This is a genomic window from Acuticoccus sp. (assembly GCF_965213555.1).
GTDB lineage: Bacteria > Pseudomonadota > Alphaproteobacteria > Rhizobiales > Amorphaceae > Acuticoccus.
On the sequence record NZ_OZ243890.1, the window covers coordinates 1040095 to 1057079 of the forward strand.

Below are 16985 nucleotides of genomic sequence, written 5' to 3' on the forward strand. Positions count from 1 at the left end.
GATCGCCGTGGAACCGCTCGACGCCGTCACCGCGCTCGCCCGCATGGATGCGAGCGTGGGATTGCCCTTCGCGCTCGCCATCACCGCGGTCGCGCTGTGGCGCCGTCAGCGCCCGCTCACCTTCAACCGCATCGTCGAGGTGGGACTGCCGGCCATCCTCCTCGTGATGATGGCGATCCGTTATGCCCTGCTCGCGCCGGTCACAGCAGCGTTCCCGCAGGAGGTCTTGGGTCCCGCGGCGAGCTACGCGATGGGCGTGACGGTCGCGACGAGCTCGGTGGCCGCCGCGGTGGTCGGCTTCGTGTCGTGGCGCGAGAGCGTCGCCTGGAAGCTGTGCGGCGCCGCATCGTTCCTTGCGATGACGCTGTTCGAGGCGGCGCTCCACATCGCGGTGTTGGACCCGCCGGTCGTTCCCATCGTCGACACCGCCGTCTCGGTGGGCGTGGCGGCGGTCGCCATCGTCTTCGGAGTGTTCAACTGGGCGCACCGCGCTGCGACGCCCAGTCCCCTCGGGGGTGCGAAGGGCCCCCCGCTGGACTACTGAGTGCCCACCGGAGACCCAGCCCGCACCGGTCAGTGCACGCTGACGGTCAAAAGGTTGTGCTCGGCAGCGTTCGCCAGCACCGCCTGCGGCGTGTCGGCCAGCAGGATCGGAGTGCCGTTCGCAGACAGCAGCGCCCACAGCTTCTGACCGGGCGCCATGGCCGGCGCCTGGGGGAACAGCGCGTTCACCTCCTCCGACAGGAACGTGCGCACGTAGGCGACGTAGCCTGAACCGAGGTCGGCGAGCATCTGCGGGCTGATGGTGTCCGGCGACGTGCCGTTGATTGTCTCGTTCATCGTCAACTCCTGAACTGCAACGCCTACTCGGCGCTGATCTCGATGGTCCGGACGGTGCGCTCCGGCTCGGGCCGCGCAAGGTCGATGGCGAGCAGTCCGTCGGCGAGCGCCGCGCTGAGGATCTCGATCCCCTCCGCCAGCACGAAGGCGCGCTGGAACTGGCGGGCTGCGATCCCCCGGTGCAGGAAGTGCCGCTCGTGGTCGGCCTCGGGCGACTGGGCGCCGCGGATCACGAGCTGGTTGTCCTCCACCGTCACGTTGAGCTGGTCCCGCGAAAAACCGGCGACCGCGAGCGTGATGCGCAGGAGGTCGCCTCGGTCGGACCTGATCCGCTCGATGTTGTACGGTGGGTAGCCGTCGGATCCTGACTTCGTGACACGATCGAGCACGCGCTCGATGTCCTCGAAGCCGAGCAGCAGCGGGCTCGACAGGGGCGTCATCCGGGTCATCGTCCAGTCCTTGCATCAAGCGACCGATGGAGGGACCCGTCCGGCGCCCCTCCGAGCCCGAATATTGGCGCGACATTGGGCCTGCGCAAGAAGTCGGCGGATGCGCTCCCCACGGACCGGCAAGCGCGACGTCGCTGGCTCAGCGATCGCCGATGAGGTCCGGTCGCCGCGCCTTCGTCAACCGCTCGCGCTCGGTCCGACGCCAGGCGGCGATGCGGGCGTGGTCGCCGCTCGTCAAAGGGTGCGGGATCGCCAGACCCTCCCAGACGGCGGGCCGCGTGTACTGGGGATGCTCCAGGAGGCCGTCGGTGAAGCTCTCCTCGCCCGCCGACGCGGCGTTGCCCATGACTCCTGGAAGCAGCCGCACGACGGCGTCGAGCACGGCGAGGGCGGCGACCTCGCCGCCCGACAGCACGTAGTCCCCGACCGACACCTCGACGAGGTCGCGGCGCGCGATGATGCGCTCGTCGACGCCCTCGAAGCGCCCGCACACCAGCGTCACCCCTGGGCCCTCGGCGAGCTCGCACGCGAAGGCCTGGTCGAAGCGATGGCCACGTGGGCTCATGAGGAGGCGTGGGAGGGCTCCATCCGCCGCGTCGATGGCGCGCGCGAGGACGTCGGCGCGCATGACCATGCCGGGGCCGCCGCCGGCCGGCGTGTCGTCGACCGAGCGGTGCCTGTCCTCAGCGTGGTCGCGGATGTCCACGGTCGCGAGCGACCAACGCCCCTCGGCAAGGGCGCGGCCGGCGAGGGCGAGGCCGAGGGGACCCGGAAACATCGCAGGGTAGATCGTGAGGACGGTGGCCGCGAACGTCACGCCGACTCGTCCGAAGGATCGGTCGCCGACCGGTCCGGCTCCTTCACCTCGTCGAGAAGGCCTGGCGGGGGATCGACGACGAGGTAGCCCTCGTCAAGCCGAACCTCGGGGACGACCTCGCGCGTGAAGGGAAGGAGAACGCCTCGCTTGCCGACGACCTCGAGCACGTCCCCGGCGCCGTAGTCGGCGACGCCTCGCACGGTTCCGAGCTGCCCGCCATCGACGAGCCGCGCCTCGAGCCCGAGGAGGTCGACGTGGTAGAACTCATCCTCCCCCGGGCGCGGCAGGCGGGACCGCGGCACGCTGAGCTCTAAACCGCGCAGCGCGGCAGCAGCGTCGCGGTCGTCGACCCCCTCGATCCCGGCGACGATCGCCTTGCCGACCACCCTCACCGAGGTGAGCCTCAGCGTCCGCCCGCCGTCCGCCTCGAACGGGTTGTAGCGCCGCAGGGCGAGCGGGTCCTCGGCGAACACCGTAAGCCTGACCGCGCCGCGAACCCCGTGGGGCGCACCGATCGCGGCCATGACCACGCGGTCGGCCACCTACGCCTCGGCGCCCTCGGCCGCGGGGGCGCCTGCAGCCTCGGCGCGCTCGGCCTCCGCCCGGCGCCGCGCGTCGGCGCGCTCCTGCGCCTTCTTGCCCGGCTCAGCCTTCTTCGGGTTGCTCCGTGCCGGCCGCGTCGCGATGCCGGCCTGGTCGAGGAAGCGCAGGACGCGATCGGTGGGCTGCGCGCCCTCGGCGAGCCAGTGCCGCACGCGCTCCTCCACGAGCGTCACCCGCTCGGGATTGTCCTTGGCGAGCATCGGGTTGTAGCTGCCGAGCTTTTCGATGAAGCGGCCGTCGCGCGGCGCGCGGACGTCGGCGACGACGATGCGGTAGTACGGCCGCTTCTTCGAGCCGCCACGGGCGAGCCTGATACGGGTTGGCATGATGGGTCCTCCTTCTGGCGGTTGACGGGATCAGACGGGGGCAAGGAGCGCGTCCTCGGCCGATGCGGCCTCGTCGAGATCCATGGGATGGACGAAGACGGTCACGGGCTCGCCGAACAACTCGGCAGTGCCGCCCGGCCATGCGCCGAGGCGCTCGGCGACGCGCCGGGAGGCGACGTTGTCCGCATGGACGAGGCTCACCAGCCGCGATGCCCCCTGCACGGCGGCGACCGCGCGAACGGCGCGAGCAGCCTCGGTCGCATACCCACGGCCACGGGCGTCGGCAGCCAGGCTCCAGGCGAGCTCGCGCTCCGGCCATCCGAATGGATGGAGCAACCCGACGCCGCCGATGACGACACCGTCCGCCTCGACCGCGTAGACCCCATAGCCGCGCAGGGCCCACTGCCCGGCCGCCGCCGCCATGTCGCGCCATGCCTCCTCAGCGTCCATCGCGCCGCCGGTGAAGCGCATCGACACCGGATCGGCAGCGTGGGCAGCAAAGCGATCGAAGTGTTCGAGGCGCCACTGCGTCAGCCGCAGCCTCGGCGTCCTGATCTCCAGCGGCATGGCCGAGGCTTCCCAAAGGACGTCCGCGGACGCGTCGACTTCCGCGGCCTCGGCCGAGGGATCGACCGGATAGCGCCAGATCTCCGCCATCGACCGGCGCAGCTCGACGCTGCCGTCGGCCTGCGCTCCGGCCGCTTCGGCGACACGCTGGGACGCTACATTCCGCGGGTCGATGTAGCTGACGAGCGAGGGGACGCCACGCTGCGATGCGACGGCCCGGATGGCACGCACCGCCTCGGACGCGTAGCCACGGCCGTGCCCAGCTGGGTGGAGGGCGTAGCCGACCTCGATCTCGGGCCAGCCGTGGGGGAACCAGAGACCGGCGTAGCCCTGGAACTCACCGGACCTGGTGAGCAGCGCATAATGCCCGAAGCCGTGCAGCGACCACTGGCCTGCAAACCTTGCAAGCCTCGCCCATGCCTGCGGCGCGTCCAGCGCCCCACCGAGGAAGCGCATGCTGTCCGGATCGTCCCAGAGGCTGAGGAAGCCCGCAGCGTGATGGCCGCCGAGCGCCTCCATGACGAGCCGCTCGGTGCGGATCGTCATGGGCATCGAAAAGCCGCCGCGGGCCGCCTCCCGTGCGCTCCGCGTAAGGTCCGCGGGACGCTGGCTCACCGGCGCTTGCCCTTCTGCCGCTTGCCGGGTCCATGACCGCCCATCGGGCCGCCGAGCCCGGGCAACGCCGGGCCGCCGAGCCCCGGCAGGCCGCTGCCGGGCATCGCGCCCATCCCTCCGAGCCCCGGCAAGCCGCCCGGCACCTGCGGAAGGCTGCCGGGCCCTGCCGGCATCTGCCGGGCGAGGCGCTCCAGCTCGGCCGGGTCCATCCCCTCCATCCCGGCCGGGAGCTTGGGCATCCCGCCGCCCATCATCGCGCCGAGGCCGCCCATCAGGCCGCCCTTCTTCTTGCCCATCATCTTCATCACGTCGGCCATCTGACGGTGCATCTTGAGGAGCTTGTTCACCTCCTCGACGCGCGTGCCCGAGCCCGCCGCCACCCGCTTCTTGCGGCTCGCCTTCAAGAGGTCCGGCTTCCTGCGCTCCGCCTTCGTCATCGAGTTGATGATGGCGACCTGCCGGCGGATGATGGAGTCGTCGATGCCCGCCTCGGTCATCTGCTTCTTCATCCTGCCGACGCCCGGCATCAGGCCCATCAGGCCGCCGAGGCCGCCCATCTTCTCCATCTGGCCGAGCTGGTCCTTGAGGTCGTTGAGGTCGAAGCCCCCCTTGGCCATCTTCTTGGCCATCGCCTCGGCCTTCTCGGCGTCGACGTGCTCGGCGGCCTTCTCCACCAGGGCGACGATGTCGCCCATCCCGAGGATGCGGTCGGCGATCCGCTGGGGATGGAACTCCTCCAGCGCGTCGGCCCGCTCGCCGACGCCGATGAGCTTGATGGGCTTGCCGGTGACCGCGCGCATGGCGAGCGCCGCGCCGCCGCGCCCGTCGCCGTCGACCCGGGTCAGCACGATGCCGGTGACGCCGACGCGCTCGTCGAAGGACTTGGCGACGTTGACCGCGTCCTGCCCGGTCAGCGCGTCGGCGACCAGGAGGATCTCGTGCGGGCGCGCGACGCGCTTGATCTCCGCCATCTCGAGCATCAGCGGCTCGTCGATGTGGAGGCGCCCCGCGGTGTCGAGGACGACGACGTCGAAGCCGCCGAGGCGGGCGGCCGTCATCGCCCGCTCGGCGATCTGCGTCGGCGCCTGGTTCGGAACGATCTTCAGCGTCTCGATGCCGTTCTCGGCGCCGAGCACGCGCAGCTGCTCCTGCGCCGCGGGCCGGCGCACGTCGAGGGAGGCCATCAGGACGCGCTTCCTGTCGCGCTGCTGGAGCCGACGCCCGATCTTGGCGGACGTCGTCGTCTTTCCCGACCCCTGGAGGCCGACCATCATGATCGCCACCGGCGCGGCCGCAGCGAGGCTGATCGGCTCGGCGGTGGTGCCCAGCGTCTCGACAAGCTCGTCGTGGACGATCTTGACGACCATCTGCCCGGGCGTGACCGACTTCACGACGGTGGCGCCGACCGCCTTCTCGCGGACCCGCTCCACGAACTGGCGCACCACGGGGAGCGCGACGTCCGCCTCGAGCAGCGCGCGGCGGATCTCGCGCATGGCAAGGTCCACGTCCTGCTCGGACAGCGCGCCGCGCCCGGTCAGCTTGTCGAAGATGCCGGAGAGCCGCTCGGACAGGTTGTCGAACATTCCAGCCTCCTTCCGGGTCCATGCCTGACGACACGCAAGCTGCCAACGCGCAAATCGCCCGCGGGCGCAACGCGCTGGCGGGCGTGACGACGCATCAGCGTCAGGGGGGGCGACCTACGCCCTCCGCGCCCCATCGTCAAGCCGCGCGCGCCGAGTGCCGCCGTCCGCGGACCTCGGCTCGGTTAGGCTCGCGCTGCGACGACCCGACGCCTCGCCGCCGGTCTGGTGGCCGACACGACCCGCGCAGTCGCCTCGTCGATGCCGACGAGGACGGAGTGGGACGTTCTGCAACCTTTCGCGCGCCGTGACACTTTCTCGATCGTCAGGCGTAGGAGACTGGAATGGCAAAGCCGGGGATCGGTGAGAAGGGTGGGCACCAGAACGCGGGCGAGCCGGATCGGCTCGGCGAGGCGGACCTTGCAAGCGACATGATGGGCAACAACCAGCTCGCCGGTGACGACCAGGAGAACGTGCGCAACCAGCGGCAGGCCGTGCCGGACGTGAAGCTGGAGCCGGACGCCAACCCCGTCGAGAGCGCCAAGATGCTGGACAAGGACGCCCGCGCGAAGGCCGAGCTCGGCAAGGGCAACCGGCACTCGCCCGAGCACCCGACGAACCGTGAGGACGACGCGTGAGCGATCGCCGCGCATGAGCGAGGTGGTGGCGGAGCGGGTCGATCCCCTCGGCTTCCGGCTCTGCGAGCCGCGCTGGTTCGAGGACTTCCGTGTCGGCGAGGCCTTCTACATCCCGTCTCGCACGATGACGGACGCGCTGTTCGCCTCGTTCCAGGCCGCCTCGGGGGACAACCATCCGATCCATTACGATCGGCACTACTGCCGGGCGAATGGCCACCGCGACCTCTTGGCCCACGGCTTCCAAGTGCTGATCCAAACTGCAATCGGAGCGGGCGTGCTGCCACACATGATGGGACCCTCGCTGGTCGGGTTCCTCGAGCAGTCCTGCCGCTTCCTGAAGGGCGTGTACGCCGGCGACACGGTCTATCCGCGCGTCGTCGTCGCGAAGCTCGAACAGCAACGGAGCACCGGTGTGATGACCTGTGACGTGACCGTCCACAACCAGGACGGCGACCTCGTGCTGGAGGGCTGGCATCGCTACCTCCTGCGCCGACGCCCGGAGCGTCCGTCGTGACCGCGCGCGAGTCGAGTGGCGCGCGCGAGCTCAACGTCGACCCTGAGCTCGTGCGCCTCATCGTCGCCAAGTCGCGAGCCGCGCTGTTCCCTATGCCCGACGCCGAGGCGCCGGAGATCGAGCAGGAGATCGAGATCGACGCCGCCACCACCATCGAGGCGCAGGACGAGACGCTGTTGTCGGACGAGGCGATGGGCGACGCCACGCGCGAGGAGGCGGCGGCGATGATCGACAGCCTCAACGTGGACGAGCAGGCCGAGGTGCTGGCCCTCACCTACATCGGCCGCGGCGACTTCGAGGCCGCTGAGCTCGAGACGGCCGTGCGTGAGGCCAAGGCTCGCGCGACGGGTCCTGCCAGCACCACGCTGTTCGAGATCGACATCTTCCCGAGCTACCTCGAGAACGGGCTCGACGCCTGGGAAGCGTGGGCGGACCGTCAGGCAGGCTGAACCTCGTCGGCGGCGGCTGCAGGCGCAGCAGCAGCCGCCGAGGTTTCGGTCACTTGCCTCGTCCGGTCTTGGTCTGGAGCTCGTCGATGCGCTTGGAGGCGTCGGCCTTGGTGAGCGTCGGGTCGAACGGCTCGCCCGCCTCCTCGCTCAACGTCTTCAAGTAGGACGCCTGCGCGCCGGTCATCTCCTCCTCACCGGTCGTCCACTCGTTCGGGTCCTTCAGCGCGTTGGACGCCGCCGCGTTCTTCGGATCGGACTTGGGGTCTGAGGTAGCCATGGTGTTGTCTCCCGAGTTGTGTACCATAATTGTTCCATCCCGGCGGCTGTTCCATTGGTCCGTCCGCCGCACCCCACGAGGGTCGATCGCAGCTGTGTAGGGCTGCATCATCGGGAGCCAGCTCATGGAGCGAACCCCAACAACGGAGACGGGCGCACGCGCCTCTTCGTCGGCTGTGGCGACGGGACCGGTGCGTGCGGTGAGCGACGCGCTGTCCCGGTACGCGACGTTCGAGGGGCGCACGTCCCGCGGGCAGTACTGGTGGTTCGCGCTGTTCGCGTTCGCCGCTGTGACGATCGCGACGGTGGTGGACGCGCTCGCCTTCGGCCTCAGCGCCGGCCAGGAATGGCCGTGTTACGCCTGGCTCGTCTGGCTGGTGCTCGCCGTCCCGTCCCTTGCAGCGAACGTTCGCAGGCTGCACGACACCGGCCGCTCGGGGCTGTGGTTCCTCATCGTCCTCGTCCCCTTTCTGGGGGTCTTCGCGCTGATCGCGATGGCGCTGCAACGCGGCACGCGCGGACCGAACCGTCACGGACCTCCGGTGGCCTGACCCCGCTCAATCGTCGAACGGCAACCCCTCGTAGAGCTCGGCGAGGGGCAGCTGCGCGGCGACTTCCGGCAGATCAATGGTGGCATCAAGGCCGGCGACCTCGTGCTGGATCCACGCGGGCTCGCCACGGCGGAACACGGTCACCCGAGGCCGCTCGGTGTCCATCAGGAGGATGACGTCGATGGCGGGCGTCGCCTGGTACTCGACCAGCTTGCGCACCCTGTCGTAGCGCGTGGTCGACGGCGACAGGACCTCGATGACGACGCGCGGCCGATCCGCCGCCACGGATGTGAGCTCGGGCGTGCCGCACTCGACGATGACGTCCGGCCGCCGGGTCGTGCCCATGGCCGTCATCACCGACTTGTCGGCGGTGCTAAGTCGGCACGGCGTGCCGCGGAGTTGGGGGAAGAGTGTTCCGATCACGTTGACCGTCACCCGATCGTGACGGTCGGACGCGCCGGTCATCGCCTTCACGTGCGGGACGGGGACGCCGTCGACCAGCTCGTAGTTGATGTCCTGCTCCGCCTGCCAGGCGAAGAACTCGTCGATCGTCATCCGCCTCGGGACATGCCTTCGAACGCGTGCGGCATCCGCCATCGGTTGACCCCTCCCCTCGACAAACCTGGCGGCACACACTATCCAACCGGCTCGGCGATTTCGACCACGACGGCGGCACGCGGCGCGAGCGCGGCGCGACGGGACATGCGCACATGAACATCATCGACGAGCTCAACCGCGAAGAGATGGCGGCGATCGCGGCGAAGCGCACGCTTCCCGACTTCCAGCCCGGCGACACGGTGCGCGTCAACGTGCGCGTGACGGAGGGGACGCGCACCCGCGTGCAGGCCTACGAGGGCGTGTGCATCGCCCGCTCCGGTGGCGGCCTCAACGAGAACTTCACCGTGCGCAAGCTGTCCTACGGTGAGGGCGTGGAGCGCGTGTTCCCGGTCTACTCGCCGATGCTGGAGTCGGTGGAGGTCGTGCGTCGCGGCAAGGTCCGCCGCGCCAAGCTGTACTACCTGCGCGGACGGACCGGGAAGGCGGCGCGCATCACCGAGCGCAAGGAGAAGCGCCCGACCGCCCAAGCCGCAGGCTGACGCGGGCACGCGCTGACGCCGACGCTCGGCCTCATTCTTCAGGCGGGTTCCACCGTGCGACGCGATGGTGCCACTCACCGCGCTGGAGCGCGTTGCGGTGCGTAGGGTCGTGTTCGCCCTCTCGCTGCTCGTGGCATCGGGCTTCGTGCTCGGCGGCCTGTGGCTCTTCGCGGTGCGATCGCTGGAGGACCTTCCTGCACGTCGCTCCCTGCAGGAAGCCTCAGCGCGAGTGACGACAGCTCCGGAGGGCGAGGTACGCATCGAGCCCGAACGGAAGGTCCGCTACGTGGAGCGGGACGGCATCGTGGCGCCCAAGCCGGAGGGGCCGCTGACCCGCGCGGCATCGACCGTCGTCGTGCCTCCTCCTCCTGGCCCCGAGCCTGTCCGGCACAAGCTCGTCGTCGTCGAGGACGCCGGCGTCATCGACGTACGGACCCACACGGTCAGGCTCGCGCACATCGAGGCCCCGGCGGCCGCCGACCGCTGCCCCGGACGCGACGGACGCACCTGGCCGTGCGGCGCGCGGGCGCGCACCGCGCTCCGCCGCTTCGTGCGGCGGCGCGCGGTCGATTGCCTCGAGGTCGACCGCGCCCAACGCGAGGGCGAGGTCCGGCTGGCGAGCTGCACGGTGGGAGGCCGCGACCTCGCAGCCTGGCTCGTGGAGCATGGCTGGGCGACGCCCACGCCGGACGCACCCGAAGCGCTCGCCGAGCTCCACGCCGGCGCGGTGCGCGAGGGGCGCGGCGTGTTCGCGGCGGACGGCCGCTGACGGCCCTCAGCCCGGGTCGCGCAGGAAGCCATCGTCGGTCAGGATGCCAGTCCAGTCGAGCGCCGTGGGACCCACCATGACGATGCTCTCCCCGTCGCGGCCGATCTCGAGCGGTCCGCCAGGCAGCCGCACCGTAACCGCCTCGGCGAGCCGTCCGAGCCTTGCTCCCACCGCGGCGATGGCGCAGGCCGCGGTGCCGCACGCCCGCGTGGGGCCCACGCCCCTCTCGTGGACAACGGCGCTGACGAGGTCCGGCCGCTCCACCACTGCGAACGAGATGTTGGCGCGCTGCGGAAACGCCGGATGCGTCTCCAAGCGCGATCCCACCTGTGCGAGCGGCACGGCGTGGAGGTCGGCGACGAAGAAGACCGCGTGCGGGTTGCCGACGTTGACGCACGCCGCAGGCCCGAAGCGGGCGAGTTCCCGCTCGGGGAAGTCGAGGGCCAGCGGGTCGGCCGACGGGTCGGCGAGGGGAATGTCCTCAGCGCCGAAGCGCGGCGGACCCATGTCGACGGCCACCGTCCCGTCGCCAGTCGCCCAGGCGCGCATCGTTCCGCCGACGCTCCCGAGGGTCACGCGCTCGCGCCCCTCCTCCAGCAGGAGGCCGGCGACGCAACGAGCGGCGTTGCCACACGACTCCACCTCACCGCCGTCCGCGTTGACGATGCGCATCGTCGCGTCCTCCCCCGCGGACGACGGCTCGATCACGATGAGCTGATCGAAGCCGACGCCGGTGCGGCGGTCGGCGAGCCGGCGCACGCGGTCGGCGGGGAGGTGGAAGGGCCTCGCCCTGGCGTCAACCACCAGGAAGTCGTTGCCGAGGCCGTTCATCTTGCGGAACGGCGTCACCGCGTCGGGCGTGGGTCGATCCCCACGAGGTAGTCGCCCAAGGGGACCGCCGCGCGCCGCCACGCCGCGGCGCTGAACGCGAGGCAGCCTGCCGTCGGCGTGAGCTTGGGGTGCGCGACGTGGAGGAAGATCGCCGAGCCGAGGCCGCGCACCCGCGGGCGACGGTTGTGGTCGGTGATGACGATCACGTCGTAAAGGGCATCGTCCCTCGCGAGGCGCTCGTGGGAGCCCGTGGCCGGCAACCGCACGTGCGCGTTGTAGCTCGCGCGCGTGGCGTCGTCGCACCATCCGTCGCGCGAGGTGACCGTGCGCCAGCACAAGGTCGGGCGTCGCGGCAGGGCACCGCGCACGAGCACGGCCAGGGGCGCGATCCTGGCCCGGGGCGTCCCACCGTCCCCCTCGCGTTTGACCGTCACGACGCCTGCACGACCGATCGCGGCGACGAGCGTCCGCCCGGCGCAGCTGACCAGCGCCTCGCACGGCCGCCCGGGCCGCGGTCGAACCAGCGCCGGACGCCGCGGCCAGCTGCCACCTCGGGCGCGGGCCGGCCGCGGCGCAACCGATGGGGCCGCCGCCCCCGGCACGACGGTTCGGGCGAGCCTCGCTCGCCCATACGAGCTATAAGCCCGGCAGCGAGGCCTTGACCGGCGCGGTCGTGTCTGGGTCATCCATGGTCTCCCGCGACCGGCACACCACAGGAGGGCCCCGTGAACAAGAGGACCATCCTCATCATCGACGACGACGAGGACCTGCGGGAGGGCCTTGCCGAGCAGATCGGGCTCTACGACGAGTTCGACGTCATCATCGCCGACAACGCCCAGGCCGGCATGGCTTCGGCGAAGGCCGGCGACGTCGCCCTCGCCATCGTCGACGTCGGACTGCCGGACCTTGACGGTCGTGAGGCGGTGCGGCTCATGCGCAGCGCCGGCTTCAAGGCACCGGTCATCATGCTGACGGGCCACGCGACGGACGCAGACGCCATCGTCGGCCTCGAGGCCGGCGCGAACGACTACGTCACGAAGCCGTTCCGCTTCGCCGTCCTCCTGGCCCGCATCCGCGCCCACCTGAGACAGTTCGACCAGAGCGAGGATGCGACCTTCGCCATCGGCCCCTACGCGTTCAAGCCGTCCGCCAAGGTCCTGTTCGAGGGCGACGGCCGGCGCGTGCGGCTGACCGAGAAGGAGACCGCGATCCTGAAGTACCTCTACAGGGCCGGTGAGAAGGCGGTGACCCGCGACGTCCTCCTCCACGAGGTGTGGGGCTACAACTCCGGTGTGACGACGCACACGTTGGAGACCCACATCTACCGCTTGCGGCAGAAGATCGAGAGGAACCCGGCGTCGGCCGAGCTTCTCCTCACCGAGGGCGGCGGCTACAAGCTGATGCCTCGGACGATGAGCGCCTGAGGTGAGCCTTGCCCGTCACATGGCGGTGATGCGCAACGCGCCCTTCCTCCGCGTCGTCGGGGACGAAGCGCTGAAGCTGCTCGCCTTCGGCAGCCTGCCGCGGACCTTGCGGCCACGACAGACCCTGTTCGAGGCGGGCGACGAGGCCGAGGGCGCGATCCTGCTTCTAGGCGGCCAGCTTCGCCTGATGCCGCCGTCGCCGACTGCCGAGCCGTGGATCGTCGGCGTCGGTCATTTGCTCGACGAGCTGGCGCTCGTCGTGCCGACGCGCCGGACCGTCCGCGCCGAGGCGCAGACGACCTGCGAGGTCCTTGTGGTACAGCGCGACCAGATGCGGCGGATCCTCACTGAGTACCCCGACGCGGCGCGCAACCTCAGCGCCCAGCTTACCCGGCGCACCAGCTCCCTGATCCGCGACGTCACCGCCCTCGCCGACCGCATGACGCGCGACTAGGAAGGGGTGCGCTGCTCGCTGGGCGTTAGCCGACCTCGGCGGCGCCGACCGACACCCTCGACGAAGACCGCAGAGCGTCGGTCGTCCCGGGGGAGGTCGGGGACCGTTGCGTCTGCGCTGACATGCGGACCCTGGGCGAGCGTCAGGCCGAGGTCGCGAAGTCGCCTGACGTCGGCCGGGGTCGCAACCCCGTCGACGAGCACAGCCGTTCCCGCCGCGCGGGCGCAGCTTACCAGCCCGCGGACGAGCGACGCTGCCGGAGCGGCCTCGTCCAGACACGCGACGGGGACGCGGACGCGATGCGGCGGCGTCATCGCCGCGCGCAGGAACACGCTCGCCGCATCCTCCATCGAGGCGAGCGCGAGGCCGATGCCGTGCGCCGTCAAGCTGGCCTGAACGTCGCTCATCGCTTCGAAGGGAAGGTGATCGAGCTCGAGGGAGAGCGCGCCAGCCTCGAGCCCCGCCGCGCGAGCGATGCGCCCGACCTCATCGAGGAAGGCGCCGTCCAGTGCCTCCGCAACGGCACCCCTCACGACCAGCGCTGGGACGCGGCCGAGGCGCGTGCCGAGGAGCGCGAGGTCGCGCTCGAGCGCCCTCGTCGCGCTCCCCTCGACCGCGCCGAACACACCACAGCACCGGTCGACCGGGACCGTCAGTTCGGCGTCGAGGGCGACGGTGCGTCCCGTGGCAAGGTCGACCACCGGCGCGTAGGCGATCGTCGGCGACCCTCCCTCGCGCGAGCCAGTCCTGGAGGCGCGCGGCTGCACAGCGACGGTTCCGCGCTTTGAGGCGGGCACGGCACGAGGGCGCCTCCGGTCGGCCTTCGCCGCGAACAGCGCGAGGTCGGCACGCCTGTAGAGGGCGTTCGGGCTCGTCGCGTCCAGCGGACACACCGCCGCTCCTAGGGATGCGCTGACCCTCATGTCGCGCCTGCGGTAGACGAACGAGACGTCCCGCAGCTGCGACAGCCGGGCGAGCGGAGCCTTGATGGAAGCGGGGGACTGAAGGTCGGTGATGACCACCGCGAACTCGTCTCCGCCGAGCCGGGCGACGGTGTCGCCGTCGCGGGTCACCCGGCGCAGAGCCTTGGCGACCGCGCGAAGGGCCTCGTCACCGGCCTCGTGTCCGTAGGTGTCGTTGACGGCCTTGAAGTCGTCGAGGTCGACGAGGACGAGGCCGGCGCAGCGCCCCCGCCTCCCAGCCGTCACCATCGCCTCGGCGAGGCGGGCCTCCCACAGCGCGCGGTTGGGGAGCCCCGTCAGGTGGTCGGTGTTCGCAGCGGCCCACAGCCTGGCGCGGACGGCGTGGTCCTCCGTCACGTCCTCCACGATGCCGAACAGGACGCGCCCGCCATCCGCCCCGGCGCCGACCCCTCCGGTCCATCGGACCCGTTGGCCGTCCCCCCCTCGTCGCGCGCGGACGACCGTGACGTCGATCCCGCTCCGCCCTTCGACGGCTCCGCTCAAGGCGCTGCGAAGGCTCGCCTCGGCCGGCGCTGGGTAGAGCGCCATGGCGCCGTCCAGGGTCAGAGCCCGCTGCGGGCGCAGGCCGTGGATGCGGAACGCCTCGTCGGACCAGACCAGGGAGCCGTCGCAGGGGCGCAGCTGCCACATGCCGATCCTATGATCCGTGCAGGGCGACATCGCCACCGCCTGCAGTTCGTCCCCGAGCCCAACCCGATCGAGCATGTCGCGCGCGAACAAACTCGCTGACCCAACACCGTGGTGCGCAGGGGATGCCCATCGGCTCGACGGAGCCGAAGCCGCCCTGCCCTCTCCCGGTTCAGTCCCAGCGATCGAGGCCGGATGGGGCTCCTGCGCCCCAGTTGCGGACGGACCGAACACTGTGGCGACGTCACGCAGCGACCCAGCGCGCGACACCGCGGCCCGAAGACGACGTGGGGTCAGGGCACGCGTCGCGGATGCGCTCGCTGCAGCGTGCGTCCGGATCGCCTCGCAAATGCGGCTCGCGGCTCGGACGAACCCTGCGACGCGGGTCCGGTCGCCGTCCGGCGCTGCGGCATCCGCCGGCATCGTCACACCCTTCACGCCCGGCACCTCTTTCGTCCGCCGATGTTAGCGTCGGCTTGGCAAGTCGGCCAGCTTCGGACAAGCGTTAACCCACTTTCTGCCTCGCCAGCCCTGGGACTCACCCAACTTTTAGTAGTAGAAGAGGCGATGAGCTATTTCTGATCGCAGGCGGGAGCGATTGGCTGGGTGAGTGGAAGGCGACGGCAGAAGCAAGGCAGTCGCCCTGAGCGACGGTCGGTGTTACAGCATCGCCCGGTGCGTGCATGGCCGATGGCGGTCGTGCGCCGCAAGCTCATGGTCCGGCTGACCGCCGACGGCGATCCAACCTGCGAGGGGCCGCCCGCCCGATGACGTCGAACATCTTTGCGGACGCGATTGCGTCGACCCGTCGCACCTTCGCCTCGGTCGCCGCCTTCAGCTGCGTGGTCAACATCTTGATGCTGACCGGCCCGCTGTTCATGCTGCAGATCTACGACCGTGTGCTCACGAGCCGCTCCGTGCCGACGCTGGTGGCGCTGACCGGGCTCGTGGTCGGCCTCTACGTCTTCATGGGCATCATCGATCTCGTGCGCTACCGCGTGCTGACCCGCGTCGGCCACAGGTTCGACGAGGCAGTAGGGCGCTCAGCCTTCCTGTCCCAGGTGTCCGCCCCCGTGAAGGCCGGCCCGCTCGCCACGAAGTCCGAGCCGGTGCGTGACGTCGATCAGCTGCGCCAGTTCTTCTCGACGCCGGGCATCACGGCGATCTTCGACATGCCCTGGATGCCGATCTACATCGTGATCGTCTACGCGATCCATCCCTGGCTCGGCTACCTTGCCATCGGCGGAGCGCTGGTCCTCTTCGTCATCGCGTACGCGACCGACCGCGTCGCCCGTCCCGCGATGAAGACGAGCGGCGAGTTCTCGGCGCAACGCAACGCGGTGGTGGCCTCCGGCCAGCGCAACGCGGAGGTGCTGCACGGGATGGGCATGCTGCCCGCCGTCGGCGGCTTGTGGGACAGCGTCAACGAGAAGTTCCTGTCGGCCAACGCCAAGGCGGCCGACATCGTCGGCCTGTCCTCTGTGCTGTCCAAGGTGTTCCGACTGTTTCTGCAGTCGGCGGTGCTGGCGCTCGGCGCCTACCTTGCCATCGGCGAGGTGATCTCCCCCGGCGCGATGATCGCGGCCTCCATCATCATGGCCCGCGGGCTGCAGCCCGTAGAGATGGCGGTGCAGAACTGGCGCCAGATGCTGTCCGCGCAGCAGGCCTACCGTCGACTGGGACGCCTGTTCGAGCGGCCCGATGAGGTCGAGCCCGTCGACCTTCCGGCCCCCGAGCGCGAGCTCGTGGTGGACAGCCTCACCGTCGTGCCGCCGGGAACACGCACGCCCACGCTCATCGACGTGCGCTTCCAGGTGAAGGCGGGGACCGCCCTCGGCATCATCGGCCAGTCCGGCTCAGGCAAGTCGACGCTGGCGCGCGCGATGGTGGGTGTGTGGCCTGCCGTGCGCGGTGCGGTCATGCTCGACGGCGCGCCGCTGCCCCAGTGGCGGCCCGAGACCCTCGGTCGGCACGTGGGCTACCTGCCGCAGGACGTCGAGCTCTTCGAGGGGACGATCGCCGCCAACATCGCCCGCTTCCGCCCGGACGCCACGGACGAGAAGGTCATCGCGGCCGCGAAGATCGCCGGCTGCCACGACCTCATCCTGACCTTCAAGGACGGCTACTCCACCGCGATCGGCGACCAGGGCGCGACCCTGTCGGCCGGCCAGCGCCAGCGCGTGGCCCTCGCCCGCGCGCTCTACGACGAGCCGTTCCTCATCGTCCTCGATGAGCCGAACTCCAACCTCGACGGCTACGGCGACTCGGCGCTCAATCGTGCGATCAACCTGTCCAAGCAGCGCGGCGCGATCATCGTCGTCGTGGCGCATCGCCCGTCAGCGTTGTCGGCGACCGACAAGCTGTGCCTCATCGAGAACGGTCGCATGGCCGACTTCGGCGACCGCGACGAGGTCTTGAAGAAGGTCATGCGCCGCGAGAAGGTGGATACCATCCGCCCCACCCCGCAGATCCCCGCGCAGAACGCTCCCCCGAATGCTGTCACCGCGGCTTCCGCGGGCGCCACGAACCCCGGCGCCGCGCAGCAGACGACGCCGAAGAACGCCTGAGGACCCGC

22 protein-coding genes are annotated in these 16985 nt (G+C 70.7%); 10 read left to right on the forward strand and 12 right to left on the reverse strand.

What is annotated here, in order from left to right:
• Positions 1-7 precede the first annotated feature (7 nt).
• Positions 8-544 carry a hypothetical protein gene (locus ACOOE8_RS05060; protein WP_420393760.1) on the forward strand — a complete coding sequence of 179 codons (537 nt, stop codon included), beginning with the start codon at positions 8-10 and terminating at the stop codon, positions 542-544.
• Positions 545-573: 29 nt separating this feature from the next.
• Here ACOOE8_RS05060 and ACOOE8_RS05065 read toward each other — a convergent pair whose 3' ends face one another.
• From ACOOE8_RS05065 to ffh, 7 genes are all read right to left on the reverse strand, one after another.
• The gene (locus ACOOE8_RS05065) at positions 574-840 is read right to left on the reverse strand and encodes a DUF1150 family protein (RefSeq protein WP_420393761.1); all 267 of its coding nucleotides are present in this window, start codon (positions 838-840) and stop codon (positions 574-576) included.
• Between the two features lie 23 nt (positions 841-863).
• Positions 864-1289, reverse strand: a complete 426-nt coding sequence (locus ACOOE8_RS05070; RefSeq protein WP_420393762.1) for an Hsp20 family protein — start codon at positions 1287-1289, stop codon at positions 864-866.
• A gap of 139 nt (positions 1290-1428) precedes the next feature.
• On the reverse strand, positions 1429-2106 hold the full coding sequence (gene trmD, locus ACOOE8_RS05075; protein WP_420393763.1) for a tRNA (guanosine(37)-N1)-methyltransferase TrmD: 678 nt from the start codon (positions 2104-2106) through the stop codon (positions 1429-1431).
• Positions 2103-2648: a ribosome maturation factor RimM gene (gene rimM, locus ACOOE8_RS05080; protein ID WP_420393764.1), complete on the reverse strand. Its 546-nt coding sequence runs from the start codon at positions 2646-2648 to the stop codon at positions 2103-2105. Before rimM ends, trmD begins: the two co-directional genes overlap by 4 nt.
• The gene (gene rpsP / locus ACOOE8_RS05085; protein WP_420393765.1) at positions 2649-3035 is read right to left on the reverse strand and encodes a 30S ribosomal protein S16; all 387 of its coding nucleotides are present in this window, start codon (positions 3033-3035) and stop codon (positions 2649-2651) included.
• Between the two features lie 30 nt (positions 3036-3065).
• Positions 3066-4217, reverse strand: coding sequence for a GNAT family N-acetyltransferase (locus tag ACOOE8_RS05090; protein WP_420393766.1), 1152 nt, complete (start codon positions 4215-4217; stop codon positions 3066-3068).
• Positions 4214-5800: a signal recognition particle protein gene (gene ffh / locus ACOOE8_RS05095; RefSeq protein ID WP_420393767.1), complete on the reverse strand. Its 1587-nt coding sequence runs from the start codon at positions 5798-5800 to the stop codon at positions 4214-4216. The genes ACOOE8_RS05090 and ffh overlap by 4 nt, the downstream gene beginning before the upstream one ends.
• 341 nt (positions 5801-6141) lie before the next feature.
• Between ffh and ACOOE8_RS05100 the strand changes: the two genes are divergently transcribed.
• From ACOOE8_RS05100 to ACOOE8_RS05110, 3 genes are read left to right on the forward strand one after another with little or no spacing between them, the layout of a single operon-like run.
• Entirely contained in the window at positions 6142-6435 is a 294-nt protein-coding gene (locus tag ACOOE8_RS05100; protein WP_420393768.1) for a hypothetical protein, read from the forward strand.
• Between the two features lie 13 nt (positions 6436-6448).
• Positions 6449-6949: a MaoC family dehydratase gene (locus tag ACOOE8_RS05105; RefSeq protein ID WP_420393769.1), complete on the forward strand. Its 501-nt coding sequence runs from the start codon at positions 6449-6451 to the stop codon at positions 6947-6949.
• Positions 6946-7398: a DUF3775 domain-containing protein gene (locus ACOOE8_RS05110; RefSeq protein WP_420393770.1), complete on the forward strand. Its 453-nt coding sequence runs from the start codon at positions 6946-6948 to the stop codon at positions 7396-7398. The genes ACOOE8_RS05105 and ACOOE8_RS05110 overlap by 4 nt, the downstream gene beginning before the upstream one ends.
• Positions 7399-7447: 49 nt before the next feature.
• On the opposite strand, the gene ACOOE8_RS05115 is transcribed toward ACOOE8_RS05110, so the two are convergent.
• Positions 7448-7675, reverse strand: coding sequence for a DUF3072 domain-containing protein (locus tag ACOOE8_RS05115; RefSeq protein WP_420393771.1), 228 nt, complete (start codon positions 7673-7675; stop codon positions 7448-7450).
• Between the two features lie 199 nt (positions 7676-7874).
• Here ACOOE8_RS05115 and ACOOE8_RS05120 point away from each other — a divergent pair, with 199 nt between their 5' ends.
• The gene (locus tag ACOOE8_RS05120; RefSeq protein WP_420393772.1) at positions 7875-8225 is read left to right on the forward strand and encodes a DUF805 domain-containing protein; all 351 of its coding nucleotides are present in this window, start codon (positions 7875-7877) and stop codon (positions 8223-8225) included.
• Positions 8226-8231: 6 nt separating this feature from the next.
• Here the strand turns inward: ACOOE8_RS05120 and ACOOE8_RS05125 are convergent, their stop codons facing one another.
• Complete coding sequence (locus ACOOE8_RS05125; RefSeq protein ID WP_420393773.1) at positions 8232-8780, reverse strand: Uma2 family endonuclease; 549 nt, start codon at positions 8778-8780, stop codon at positions 8232-8234.
• A gap of 155 nt (positions 8781-8935) precedes the next feature.
• Between ACOOE8_RS05125 and rplS the strand changes: the two genes are divergently transcribed.
• On the forward strand, positions 8936-9322 hold the full coding sequence (gene rplS / locus ACOOE8_RS05130; protein ID WP_420393774.1) for a 50S ribosomal protein L19: 387 nt from the start codon (positions 8936-8938) through the stop codon (positions 9320-9322).
• 64 nt (positions 9323-9386) lie between these two features.
• Positions 9387-10091, forward strand: a complete 705-nt coding sequence (locus tag ACOOE8_RS05135) for a thermonuclease family protein (RefSeq protein WP_420393775.1) — start codon at positions 9387-9389, stop codon at positions 10089-10091.
• Positions 10092-10097: 6 nt separating this feature from the next.
• Here ACOOE8_RS05135 and dapF read toward each other — a convergent pair whose 3' ends face one another.
• Together dapF and ACOOE8_RS05145 are read right to left on the reverse strand one after the other, a co-directional pair.
• The gene (gene dapF / locus ACOOE8_RS05140) at positions 10098-10940 is read right to left on the reverse strand and encodes a diaminopimelate epimerase (protein WP_420393776.1); all 843 of its coding nucleotides are present in this window, start codon (positions 10938-10940) and stop codon (positions 10098-10100) included.
• Positions 10937-11356 (reverse strand): L,D-transpeptidase catalytic domain protein, encoded by a 420-nt coding sequence (locus tag ACOOE8_RS05145; protein WP_420393777.1) that lies wholly within the window; start codon positions 11354-11356, stop codon positions 10937-10939. Before ACOOE8_RS05145 ends, dapF begins: the two co-directional genes overlap by 4 nt.
• 291 nt (positions 11357-11647) lie before the next feature.
• On the opposite strand from ACOOE8_RS05145, the gene ACOOE8_RS05150 reads away from it, so the two are divergent.
• Both ACOOE8_RS05150 and ACOOE8_RS05155 read left to right on the forward strand, forming a co-directional pair.
• Complete coding sequence (locus ACOOE8_RS05150; protein ID WP_420393778.1) at positions 11648-12346, forward strand: response regulator transcription factor; 699 nt, start codon at positions 11648-11650, stop codon at positions 12344-12346.
• 1 nt (position 12347) lies between these two features.
• Positions 12348-12800, forward strand: coding sequence for a Crp/Fnr family transcriptional regulator (locus ACOOE8_RS05155; protein WP_420393779.1), 453 nt, complete (start codon positions 12348-12350; stop codon positions 12798-12800).
• Here ACOOE8_RS05155 and ACOOE8_RS05160 read toward each other — a convergent pair.
• Entirely contained in the window at positions 12797-14413 is a 1617-nt protein-coding gene (locus tag ACOOE8_RS05160; protein ID WP_420393780.1) for a diguanylate cyclase domain-containing protein, read from the reverse strand. The genes ACOOE8_RS05155 and ACOOE8_RS05160 overlap by 4 nt on opposite strands.
• Before the next feature lie 764 nt (positions 14414-15177).
• Between ACOOE8_RS05160 and ACOOE8_RS05165 the strand changes: the two genes are divergently transcribed.
• Positions 15178-16977: a type I secretion system permease/ATPase gene (locus ACOOE8_RS05165; RefSeq protein WP_420393781.1), complete on the forward strand. Its 1800-nt coding sequence runs from the start codon at positions 15178-15180 to the stop codon at positions 16975-16977.
• The last annotated feature ends 8 nt before the right edge of the window (positions 16978-16985 follow it).